11 protein-coding genes are annotated in these 11,278 nt (G+C 71.9%); all 11 read right to left on the bottom strand.

The genetic code is table 11. The features are described 5' to 3' along the window. Nucleotides 1-68 precede the first annotated feature (68 nt). The 11 genes from IAI58_RS16490 to IAI58_RS16540 all read right to left on the bottom strand — a co-directional run bounded on the left by IAI58_RS16490 (nt 69) and on the right by IAI58_RS16540 (nt 11,140). A complete protein-coding gene (locus IAI58_RS16490) occupies nt 69-518 on the bottom strand; it encodes a flagellar biosynthesis repressor FlbT (RefSeq protein WP_207444792.1) in 450 nt (149 codons plus the stop codon). Nucleotides 519-686: 168 nt separating this feature from the next. Next, complete coding sequence (locus tag IAI58_RS16495; RefSeq protein ID WP_207444791.1) at nt 687-1,886, bottom strand: tetratricopeptide repeat protein; 1,200 nt, start codon at nt 1,884-1,886, stop codon at nt 687-689. A gap of 4 nt (nt 1,887-1,890) precedes the next feature. After that, nucleotides 1,891-3,561 carry a formate--tetrahydrofolate ligase gene (locus IAI58_RS16500; protein ID WP_207444790.1) on the bottom strand — a complete coding sequence of 557 codons (1,671 nt, stop codon included), beginning with the start codon at nt 3,559-3,561 and terminating at the stop codon, nt 1,891-1,893. Between the two features lie 73 nt (nt 3,562-3,634). After that, a complete protein-coding gene (locus IAI58_RS16505; protein WP_207444789.1) occupies nt 3,635-4,303 on the bottom strand; it encodes a hypothetical protein in 669 nt (222 codons plus the stop codon). 126 nt (nt 4,304-4,429) lie between these two features. Continuing rightward, nucleotides 4,430-5,053, bottom strand: coding sequence for an ABC-type transport auxiliary lipoprotein family protein (locus IAI58_RS16510; protein ID WP_207444788.1), 624 nt, complete (start codon nt 5,051-5,053; stop codon nt 4,430-4,432). 8 nt (nt 5,054-5,061) lie between these two features. Continuing rightward, the gene (locus IAI58_RS16515; RefSeq protein WP_207444787.1) at nt 5,062-6,081 is read right to left on the bottom strand and encodes an MlaD family protein; all 1,020 of its coding nucleotides are present in this window, start codon (nt 6,079-6,081) and stop codon (nt 5,062-5,064) included. Between the two features lie 3 nt (nt 6,082-6,084). Continuing rightward, on the bottom strand, nt 6,085-7,014 hold the full coding sequence (locus IAI58_RS16520; protein WP_408906179.1) for an ABC transporter ATP-binding protein: 930 nt from the start codon (nt 7,012-7,014) through the stop codon (nt 6,085-6,087). Next, nucleotides 7,014-8,105 (bottom strand): ABC transporter permease, encoded by a 1,092-nt coding sequence (locus tag IAI58_RS16525; RefSeq protein WP_207444786.1) that lies wholly within the window; start codon nt 8,103-8,105, stop codon nt 7,014-7,016. Before IAI58_RS16525 ends, IAI58_RS16520 begins: the two co-directional genes overlap by 1 nt. Next, complete coding sequence (locus IAI58_RS16530) at nt 8,095-9,411, bottom strand: flavin monoamine oxidase family protein (RefSeq protein WP_207444785.1); 1,317 nt, start codon at nt 9,409-9,411, stop codon at nt 8,095-8,097. The genes IAI58_RS16525 and IAI58_RS16530 overlap by 11 nt, the downstream gene beginning before the upstream one ends. A gap of 2 nt (nt 9,412-9,413) precedes the next feature. Then, a complete protein-coding gene (locus IAI58_RS16535) occupies nt 9,414-9,872 on the bottom strand; it encodes a YccF domain-containing protein (protein WP_207444784.1) in 459 nt (152 codons plus the stop codon). A gap of 86 nt (nt 9,873-9,958) precedes the next feature. Beyond that, the gene (locus tag IAI58_RS16540) at nt 9,959-11,140 is read right to left on the bottom strand and encodes a patatin-like phospholipase family protein (RefSeq protein WP_207444783.1); all 1,182 of its coding nucleotides are present in this window, start codon (nt 11,138-11,140) and stop codon (nt 9,959-9,961) included. Nucleotides 11,141-11,278 lie beyond the last annotated feature (138 nt).

Genomic DNA, 11,278 nt, shown 5'->3' on the forward strand with positions numbered 1-11,278 from the left:
GTTGCGATAGAAATGAGAATCTTTCGCAACTCATCCCACCGGGTTTATAGGCTCATCTGAATGACCGTTCAAGTTTCGATTGGTACATGACCCGGCCATGCGCCCGGAGACAGACGGTCCGGAACAGGCCTGGCTGAGGCCGCCTCCTCCTGCTGAATCACCCGGCGGACAAGCTTCAGAGCCTGATAGCACTCGCATTCCTCGGATAGCGCCAGGGCCCTGAGCATCAGGTCCTTCGCCCCCTGGGATGCCACGGAGGCCTGATATTCCGCCTGCAGTGCCCGCGCCCGGAGCAGAGCTTCCCCGCGCTCATCCTCCGGCCCCACATAGGCGGTTTGCAGGGCCAGGTAGAACCGGCGGGACAGCGTCGTCGCCGCTTCCGGCACCATGACCTGCTTGCCGAACAGGAAGCGGGCGCGGCCCGCCAGTTCGACCCGGGTACGGCTGCGGAAGCGGATGGGGGCGCCATTGACGATCAGCAGATCGCCAGGGCGCAGCTCAAGGACGAGGGTGGTCATGCGGATTCGGGCTTTCCGGCTGCGGGGGCGGCGGGGTCTCCGTGACGAGCGGTTCAAGGAGGGGTCCGGAAGCTGCCTGGCGGGCGGGGCGGCCCATGCGCTGCCGCGGGATGCGGCCCCTCAATCTGCACAGGCGGTCATTAATGGAAGATGACAGGCTGGGGCGCCTCAGGCGCGGCGCAGCACCCAGAGCAGACCATCCACCGGCGCGCCCTTCTCCCGCCGCAGCGCCGCCTCCCGCTCCGCCAGCACGGTCAGGCCGGCGGATCCGGCCAGGGCGCGCAGTGCCGCGGGGTGATGGCGGTAGCGCAGGTCGGGGCCGAGGCTGCAAGGCGCCTTCTCCCCCTTCTCCAGGCTGAAGGCGGCAATTCCCCCGGGCACCAGGGCGTGGCCGATGGCCGCCAGCACGGGCGAGAGGTCGCCCAGGTAGTTCAGCACATCCGCCGCCACCACCAGATCCCAGGCGCCAGGCTGCCGGGGCAGGAAATCCAGCAGGTCGGCTTCGTGCAGCGCATGGTAGATGCCGCGCGCCCGCGCCTCCGCCAGCATGCGGGGGGAAAGGTCCAGCCCTTCCAGCCGTCGGGCGAAGGGCGCCACGGCCTGGCCTGAGAGCCCGGTGCCGCAACCCAGGTCCAGCACGGCGCGACTGCCATCCGCCGCCACGCCCGCCTCCAGCAGCAACTCCGCCAGCATGGCGGGGGTGCGGTAGCCGAGCCGCCCGGTCAGGTCGGCATCGAAGCGCGGCGCGTACTGGTCGAAGAGGTCGCGCACATAGCTGGCCGGGGCGCGGGCCGGCGGCGACGCGGCCCCCAGCGCGGCCAGCAGGAAGCGCGCCTGCTCCGCCAGCCGGGGATGGGCGGCGGCCCGGGCGGCATGGGTGGCGGCCTCCTCCGGCAGCCCGGCCTCGCGGCAGGCATGGGCCAGGGCCAGATGCGCCTCCCCCGACCCGGGCAGCAGCGCCACGGCCTGCCGCAGCGGCGCCAGGGCCTCGCCCACCCGCCCGGCGGTGCTCAGCACCTGGCCCAGGTTCCGCAGGCTGGTGGCATCCTGCGGCCGGGCGGCCAGGGCGGCGCGCAGCGCGGCCTCGGCTTCGGGCAGGCGCCCGGCCTCGGCCAGGGTGGCGCCCTGGGCGGCCAGGAAGACAGGCGCGCCGGGATGCAGCGCCACCGCCTGGCCGATCAGCCGCAGCGCCTCGGGCAGGTCCCCCCGCGCGCGGGCGATCTGCCCCAGCAGGTTCAGCGCATTGCCGTCACGCGGGCGCAGCGCCAGCGCCTGACGGTAGAATTGTCTGGCGCCCGCCAGATCCCCGGCCTGATGCCGGGCCAGCCCTTGCCGCAGCAGCGCGTCAGGGTCCGGCCCGGTGGTCATCGGCTCAGAACAGCCCCTCGATCCGCCCCTCGGCATCCAGGCCGATGCCTTCGGCGGCCGGGTGCCGGGGCAGCCCGGGCATGGTCATGATCTCACCCGCGATGGCCACGACGAAGCCCGCGCCGGCCGAGAGCCGCACGTCGCGCAGCGGCAGCACATGCCCCTCCGGCGCGCCCAGCAGCGTCGGGTCGGCGGAGAAGGAATACTGCGTCTTGGCGATGCAGACGGGGACATGGGCGAAGCCCGCATCCTCGAATCTCTTCAGCTTGGCGGCCACCGGCGGCGGGATGGAGACGGAGGCGGCGTGATAGATCTCCCGCGCCACCGTCTCGATCTTGCCGGCCAGCGAGACATGGCTGGGGTAGATCGGCTCGAACTCGGCGGTGCCGCCGGCGATCAGCCCCTGCACCGCCCGCGCCAGATCGGCCGCGCCTGCCGCGCCATCGGCCCAGTGGGTGCAGAGGATGGCCTCGGTGCCCAGCGCGCGCATGGCGGCCTGCACCGCCTCGACCTCGGCCTGGGTGTCGCTGGTGAATTTGTTCAGCGCCACCACCACGGGCAAGCCGAATTTCTGCATGTTCTGCACATGGCGCTTCAGATTGGCGATGCCGCGCGTCACGGCCGCGACATCCTCGGTGCCCAGTGCCGACTTGGCCACGCCGCCATGCAGCTTCAGCGCGCGCACGGTGGCCACCACCACGCAGGCGGCAGGGCGCAGCCCGGCGGCGCGGCACTTGATGTCCAGGAACTTCTCGGCGCCCAGGTCGGCGCCGAAGCCCGCTTCCGTCACCACCACATCCGCCAGCTTCAGCGCCAGCTTCGTCGCGATCACGCTGTTGCAGCCATGGGCGATATTGGCGAAAGGCCCGCCATGCACCAGGGCGGGCGAGCCCTCCAGCGTCTGCACGAGGTTGGGCGCCAGCGCGTCCCGCAGCAGCGCCGCCATGGCGCCATCCGCCTTCAGGTCATGCGCGGTGATGGCCTTACCGTCCCGCGTATGGCCGACGATGATGCGCCCCAGCCGCGCCTGCAGGTCCGCCAGATCCTTCGCCAGGCAGAAGACCGCCATGACCTCGGAGGCCACCGTGATGTCGAAGCCATCCTCGCGCGGGAAGCCGTTGGGCACGCCGCCCAGGCCCGCGGTGACGGAGCGCAGCGCGCGGTCGTTCATATCGATGGCACGGCGCCAGACGATGCGGCGGGCATCCAGCCCCAGCTCGTTGCCCCAGTAGAGGTGGTTGTCCACCATGGCCGAGAGCAGGTTGTTGGCCGAGGTGATGGCGTGGAAATCGCCGGTGAAATGGAGGTTGATCTCCTCCATCGGCAGCACCTGGGCATAGCCGCCACCCGTCGCGCCGCCCTTCACGCCGAAGCAGGGGCCGAGCGAGGGCTCGCGCAGCGCGATCATCGCCTTCGTGCCCAGGCTGTTCAGCGCATCGCCCAGGCCGACGGTGGTGGTGGTCTTGCCCTCGCCGGCGGCGGTGGGGTTGATGCCCGTCACCAGCACCAGCGCGCCATCGGGGCGGGACTGCTGCGCCCGCACGAAGTCCAGGCTGACCTTGGCCTTGTAGCGGCCATAGGGCTCCAGCGAGTCCTCGGGGATTCCGGCCTTCTCGGCGATCTCGCGGATCGGGCGCAACCGCGCCGCGCGTGCGATCTCCAGGTCGGTCGCCATGCCCTCATCCCATTCCTGCTGCCCTGCCGGATTATAGCCCGCAGGCGGCGGCGGCAAGCGGCACGGCCGCGTTTCAGCCGGGACGGGGCGGCGAGCCCAGGGCGACCCGCCGATGGGACAGTGGCGGATGCGGCGCATCCCCGGTAACGGGGGCGTCCAACAGCCGTACCGCCGCCACGCGCCAGCCTTCGGGCCCCCGGACCAGATCCAGCCCGAAGCCACCCTGCCCCTCCGCCGGCCCCCATTCCAGCGAGGTGCCGCCCCAGCCCGCCGGGCGCAGCCGCTGCAGGGGCGGCGCGGCCGGGTCGCGCCGCGGCCAGGAAGTCTCCTGCCGGGCCAGCATCACCTGCCGCAATGCGCCTGGGCGGGCCAGAGCATCGGCCATCTCGTCCGCCATTCCTGCCAGGAGCCGCTCCATCCCGCCGGCCGGAGCCCGGGCGGACAGGCCCGCGTGGTCCCGCAGCGCCAGCCGAAGCCCCTCCCGCGCCGGTGCCAGATCCAGCTGCCGCAGCAGCGCGGGCGCGTCCTGTCGCAGCACCAGGGCATAGAGGCTCATCAGCGGCCATGCAGAGCCGGCGGCGCAGCCCAGGCCAAATACGGCTGTCATTGCTATCGCCCGGAGCCAGCCACGCCGATTGGGCGCCCCGCCACTGGCGGAAGCCATGACCGCCGGAGCAGGCGGAGCCTGCCGCGCCTCATAGGCGTCCCAGACATCGTCCCAGGGGTCGCTGCCGCCTGTCATATGCATCACCTCCGCCGCCCGGCCCCAATCTCATAATATGATTGGAACCAGGTTGTAGTCTCTGTTTTGAGACTAAGCGCGGAAGCGTGAGCACATGGTTAACGGCCGCGGAAGAATCCGCCCGCCTCAGCCTGCGAACTGCGCGATCCGGTTCTCCAGCGAGCCCAGCGCGGCGGCCAGAGCTTCGTTCATGCCGGCGGCCTGGACCTCGGCCGGCAGGGTGCCATCGGCGGATGGCGCAGGCAGCGGCGCCGTTCCGGTGACGGCGAACTGCCGCAGCACCTGGGTATCGCCGTCCCGGTCGCGGATCAGCACGGCGGAAAGCCCGGCCCGCGCCTGCCGCTTGGGGATGTCCGCCACCAGCGTGGTCAGCTCGCATTCCAGGATGTAGTCGGCGCGCGCGCGGCTGCCCGGCGCCACCACGGCGCTGAACAGGCCGGATGCCGAGAGCCAGCGACGCAGGGCCTCCTCCGCCAGCTCGGCCGGGGGCGCGACCCATTCGGCGTAGAAGTCCACGTTCTCGGTGCCATCGGGGCGGACACTGCGCAGCCCGCGCGTCTCCATCCCCGGCCCCGCGCGCATCAGCCGCAACAGCAGCACCCGCCGGCCGGGCCCGCGGCGCGCGCCCGGCCGCCGCGCGTCCAGCGGGAAGCGCTGCACCTCCACATAGGGGCGTTCGAGGACGCTGCCGCAGGCGGCCAGTGCGACGGTCATCGGGAGTGCCAGCAGCAAGGCGCGTCGTTTCATCATCCTGGGCCTTATCGGTTAGGCGGCGGCGGTGCGCCGAAAATGGCCTGGCCGGGCGCCCGGCGCAGCAACTCGGTCGCATCGCGCAGGTTGCTGGCCACCGCCCGCAGGTCGCGCAGGATGGGCGCCAGATCGGCATTGGTGTCCTGCGTCACGCTCCGCGCGGCGCGGGCAGTGCGCTCCAGGCTCTCGATGGCGGCGGGCAGCCTGGAGACCGCCACACGCATCCCCTCGGCGGCAGAGGCGATGCTGGCCAGGGTCCGCCTGGTCTCCGGGCCGCTGGTCAGGTTGTTCAGGTTCGTGGCGACGCTGTGCAGCTCCGTCAGCGTGCCGCCGATGTCGGAACCCGCCACCGCCTGGCGCAGCACCGCCATGGTCTCGGCCGCCTCGCGCAGGGTGCGGGTCAGGTCGCCGTCGCCCGTGACCTGCCCGTTCAGCGCCCCGGTGAGCCCGGCGATGTTGTTCATGATCTCCTCCAGCGGCGCATCCTGGATCCGCGCGAGCACCGCTTCCGCCGCGTTCTGCACCTGGACCACGGTGGAGGGCACTGAGGGGATCACGGGATATTCCGGCCTCCAGGGCACATCGCGCGGCGGGTAGCGGGCGGGGTCGACGAAATCCAGCTCCATATAGGCCACGCCGGTCAGTCCCTGGCTGGCCAGGCGGGCCCGCAGCCCGTTCTGCACCGCGCGCTCCGTCGCTTCCACATTCGGCATGGTGGCGCGCTTGGGGTCGATCGCCATGCGGACCAGCACCAGCTGGAAGGCGGCTGCCGCCTGCTGGCGGCTGTCCGGCCGGTATGCGGCATTGACCAGCCCGACCTCCGTCACTTGGCCGATCTGCACGCCGCGGTAGCGCACGGGCGCGCCGACCTCCAGCCCGGTGACGCTCTCGCCCAGGTAGGTCTCGAAGATCTCGGCGGATTTGCCGACGCGCCCGGCCGTCAGGAACAGGAGGAAGCCCACTCCCAGCACGATGCCGGCCAGCAGCAGCATGCCGACACGGACATAGAGCTTGCGGGATTTCGCCATGGCCTAGATCGCCTCCCGGCGGAAGAAAGCGCGCACGGTCGGGTGCGCCGCGTGGTCGCGCAATTCGCGCGGGTCGCCTTCGGCGATGATGCCTTTGGCCTGCTTGTCCAGCATGATGCAACGGTCGCCGATGGCCAGGATGCTCTGCAGCTCATGCGTCACCACCACGAAGGTGGTGCCGAGGTCGCGGGCCAGATCCTTGATGAGCTGGTCCAGCCCCGCCGAGGTGATGGGGTCGAGGCCCGCGCTCGGTTCGTCCAGGAAGAGCACCGGCGGGTCCAGCGCCATGGCGCGCGCGATGCCGGCGCGCTTCGCCATGCCGCCGGAGATCTCGGCCGGCAGCCGGTCGGCGGCGTCGGAGAGGCCGACGAGGCCGAGCTTCACCCGCGCCACCTCCTCCCGCCCGCGCGGGGGCAGGCGCGTATGCTCCTCCAGCGGCAGCATGACATTCTCCAGCAGCGTCATGCTGCCGAAGAGCGCGCCTGACTGCCACATGACGCCCAGCTTCGCCAGCAGCTCGCGGCGTTCGTCGCCGCTGGCGTGATGCAGGTCCTGGCCGAGGATGCGGCTCTCCCCCGCCGTCGGGTTGTAGAGGCCGATCAGCATCTTCAGCAGGGTGGACTTGCCGCAGCCCGAGCCGCCGAGGATCACGAAGACCTCGCCCCGCTCCACCTGGAAGCTGACGTCGCGGAAGAGGGTATTGGCGCCGAAGGCCATGGCGACGCCACGCGCCTCCACCACCGGGTCCGTTACCTCGCGCGGGTGCACGTCGGGCGCATCCCGCCCCGCCGGCGGGGCGACGCCGGGCGTCTCGGCTCCCGTGGGACGGGTTGCGGCATCGGGGCGTTCCGGGCTGCCGGGGCGCGGGCCGGCGGTGCGGTTGCCGGCATCCGGCTCGCCGGGCCTGGAGGGAACCATGCGGGAAGCCGTCATCACCAGCCCAACCGATAGAACATCACGGCGAAGAAGCCATCCAGCACCACGGTGGCGACGATGCCGCCCACCACCGCGGCCGTGGCGGCGTCGCCCACCGCGCGCGGCCCGCGTCCGGCGGAGAGGCCGGCACGGCAGCCGATGCCGGCGATGACCACGCCGAAGACCATGGCCTTGAACAGCCCGCCCGCCAGCCCGCCCAGCGTCAGCCATTGCTGCAGCTGGTTGATCACCAGCGTCGCCGGGAAGCCCAGCGTGCCCATCACGATCCCCATGCCGATGAGGCCGGAGAGGTTCATCAGCAGCGCCAGCACGGGCATCACCAGCATGGCCGCCAGCAGGCGCGGCAGCACCAGCATGGCCACCGGCTCCACACCCATGATGCGCAGCGCGTCCACCTCCTCGTTCACCGTCATGGTGCCGAGTTCGGCGGCATAGGCGGAGCCGGTGCGGCCGGAGAGGATGATGGCGGCGATCAGCGGGCCCAGTTCGCGGATCATGGAGATGCCGACCAGGGCGGGGATGAAGATCTCCGCGCCGAACATCCGCATGGGGATGGAGGACTGGAAGGCCAGGATGACGCCGATCAGCATGCCCAGCAGGATGGCCAGCGGAAAGGCGCGCAGCCCCGCCTCGTCCAGATGCCGCAACAGGTCGGCCAGCCGCAGCTGGCCCGGGTGGCGCAGCACGGAGAGGCCGAGCACCACCGCCTCTCCCATGAAGCCGATGCCCTCGGCCGCCGCCTTTACCCGGCCCACGCCCCAGGCACCGAGGGCGGCGACGAAGGGCAGGCCCCTGCCCGGCGGCTGCGGGCGCGGCGCCTCCAGCGCCACGCGGGCGCGCTCCAGCACGGCGGCGATGCCGGAACCCGCGCCTTCCAGCCGCGCTTCGCGGCCACCGGCCGCCAGCACCAGGGCGGCGCCGCTGGTATCCAGGGCAGAAACCCCGGAAAGGTCCACCACCGCCGCGCCACGCCCGGCGCGGAGCACCGGATCCCAGAGCCGGCCGATCCGCTCGGTGGTCAGCGCGCCGCGCAGGGCGAGCCTGTCGCCCTCCCGCGCGAAACCCGGTTCCTGGGCCTCATCCCGCATGATCGGTTCCACTCACTCCGGCCGCCCCGCCCCGCCCCCGCATCGCGCGGGCCGCATGGGCGGCGGCGGCCTCTCCCGTTTCCCAGGCACCGCCCAGCGTGGCGGCCAGCCCGGTATGACAGGCCTCCCCCGCGAAGCAGAGCCGCCCGCCCGCCAGGGGTTCCGCCAGGATGGCGCGGGCGGCGGCGCGCCCCGGCAAGGCGTGGCTATAGGCGCCGCGCGAAAAGGGGTCACGCCCCCAGTCGCTGACCAGTCCTCCGTCCCGCCGCAGCGCCTGGGTGGCGCGGGCGCCGAAATTGCGGCGCAGTTCCTCGAAGGCGAAGTCGATGGTGGCCTCGGGCCCGGCGTCCGCCAGTGCCCAGGCATGCGGTCCGCCGACGAAGCCCATCAGGTGGTCATGGCCAAAGGGCCAGGCAATGGCGGTCAGCGCTGCCTCATCCTGCCGCGCCACCCGGCGCTCGATGCCAGTGAAGGGCGCCAGGCCCAGCCGGTCCTGCCCCGCTGCGCGCAGCCCGATCTTGGTCAGCAGGCCCAGCGGCAGGTCGTGGATGGCCTGCGCCGTCCGGTCGGGCAGGTCCGGGTTGAACTGGATGGCCCCGGCGGCGAGCACGGAGGTTGGCACCGTCACGATGGCGGCGGTGGCTTCCAGCCGGCCGAAATCCCCTTCCGCGATCACGCGGGGGCCGGACCAGTCCAGCCGCCTCACCACCGCGCCATAGGCGATGGGCAGGCCCTCTGCGAGGCGCCTCATCAGGCTGCCCGCACCCTCAGGCAGAAGCAGGTCGGGCGGCTCCAGCAGCGTGTCGAGCCAGTCCGCCGCATCCATGGCCGACATGGGGGCAGCGCAGATCACCGGGCCTTCCCAGTGCAGGATGGTGGCGTCCCAGTGGCCGGCGCCGAAGCCGGCGCGGACGGCCAGCGCGGCGGCGCTCTCCCCGGGACGGCGGGGCATGGCCGCCAGCTTCGCGTGGAAGCCTTCCCAGGCGGCGTCGTATTCGGCCATGGCCGCCGCATCCACCAGCTGGCCATTTTCGAAACAGACGGATTGCCGTGCGCTGCCATGGTCGAAAGGCGCCATGCCCATTTGTTCGGCCAGGCCGCGCAGCGGGTTCCGGCCGGCGGCATGAAGCCAGGTGGCGCCGAGGTCGAAGGGCGCGCCGAGCGTCACGCTGTCGGTGGCCGCGCGCCCGCCCGCCCGCTCCCGCGCCTCCAGCACCTGGCAGGTCAGCCCGGCCTGTCGCAGCGCGCGGGCGGCAGCGATGCCGGCCGCGCCGGCGCCGACCACCAGCACATCCACAGCAGCCATGCTCAGCGCCGTGCCCGGTCCAGCCCCGCCTGGCCACGCCCCAGGGCGATGGCATCGCCCACCGCGTTCGGCACCACCCGCTTGCCCACCGGGAAGAGCGAGGCCGCCGCCAGCTTCAGATGCGCCCAGGCGAAGGGCAGGCCGATGATGGTGATGGCCGTGCTCGCCGCCAGGGTCAGATGCGCGATGCAGAGCCAGATGCCGGCCAGCAGGAACCAGAGGATATTGGCCAGCCAGCCCAGCGGGCCGGTGCCCAGCGTGCCGCGGCCGGTCAGTTCCTCGGTGGTCACGAGGGTATAGCCGAAGGGCGTGAAGCTGTAGCGGGCCATCATCAGGCAGGCCCGGGCCCAGGGCAGGCCGATGATCGTCAGTGCCATCAGGACAGCCGCCACCAGCCACATCAGCGCCGGGATGAATCCCAGGCCGGGAATGTTCCAGAGGATGTTCAGCAGGAGGGCCATCGGGGCTCCGTAGGGGTCAGGGCCGGAAAGGTGGGCCAGGAAGAAGAATGCGCGGCCGGCGCGGGCGGTTGCTGGGGGGTTCCGGCTCAGGGCCGGTGGATGTCGTACACCTGGATGCCGCTGCCTGGTGGGGGCATGGCCAGCCAGTGGCCGCGGCGCAAGGTGGCACGGGTATCCTCCAGCCCGGCATGCCAGTGCTCCCGCATCGCGCCGGAGGAGAATTCATAGTCCTTGGCCTGCCCCTCATGGGCCTGCTGGCGATAGATCAGGTGCAGGATCACCACCTCCGGCAGCCGTTCCAGCCGGCGTTTCAGGGCACGCTGCCCGTCATCCAGCCGGTCCTCCGGCACCAGGGCCAGGGCACGCCGCAATTCCAGTTCCAGCGCGCGCAGGCGGCGATAGGCATTGGTCACCATGCGCGTGCGGCTGCTGTACTGGATGTCCTTCTGCCGCGCCAGCACCGCCGGCATGCTGCGCGGCACCGGGCCGCGGGCGCTGAAGAGGTCCACCTGGAAAGCCAGGGTGTTCCGGTCCTCCAGGTTCTCCAGCAGATGCGCCAGCGGCGTATTGGAGACGAGGCCCCCGTCCCAGTAGCTCTCCCCATCCACCCGGATCATCGGCAGTGCCGGCGGCAGGGCGCCGGAGGCCATGATGTGGTCCTCCGTCAGCCGCATCCGGGCATTGTCGAAATAGGCGAAGTTGCCGCTGCCGACATTCACGGCGCCGACCGAGAGGCGGATGCCGCCATCGTTCAGCCGCCCGAAATCCACCAGCCGGCGCAGCGTCTGCCGCAGCGGCGCGCTGTCGTAGAAGGCGGTCGCCGTCCTCATGCCGGAGACGGAGAGCCAGGGGCTGGGCACATTCGGCGTGAAGAAGCCGGGCTGGCCCTGCAGCATCGTCAGCGCCGCCGAGGCCTCGTGCTGCCATTGCCGCAGCCAGTCGCCGCTATCCAGCACCTCCGGCAGGTCCAGCCCGAAGGGCCAGAGCCGCTCCGTGGTCACGGTATCCCAGAACTCGCGCAGCGCCGCGAGCCGCCGCTCCGGCGGATTGCCGGCGATCAGCGCGCCGTTGACGGCGCCGATGGACACCCCGGCGAGCCAGTCCAGCCCGATCCCGGCCTCCTCCAGCGCCTCATAGACCCCCGCCTGGAACGCCCCCAGCGCGCCGCCACCCTGCAGCACCAGCGCCACCCGGCGGGAGCCGCCCGGGCACCACGACTTCCCGGCCGGGCCGGTGGCGTGCGGGTCCTGGGGGTGAGGATGGTCCATGGCATCGGTCCTGCGGCGACGAAGGGCAAGGCGAAATGGCAAGGCCAGAGATTGGGTGCCGGGCGCCTGATTGCCAGGGCCGCCGGGGCATGCCTACCCCTCTCCGGAATGGTTCGGGTGTGCACCGGGCCGGCTTTA

It is taken from the genome of Roseomonas marmotae (assembly GCF_017654485.1).
GTDB classification, from domain to species: Bacteria; Pseudomonadota; Alphaproteobacteria; order Acetobacterales; family Acetobacteraceae; genus Pseudoroseomonas; species Pseudoroseomonas marmotae.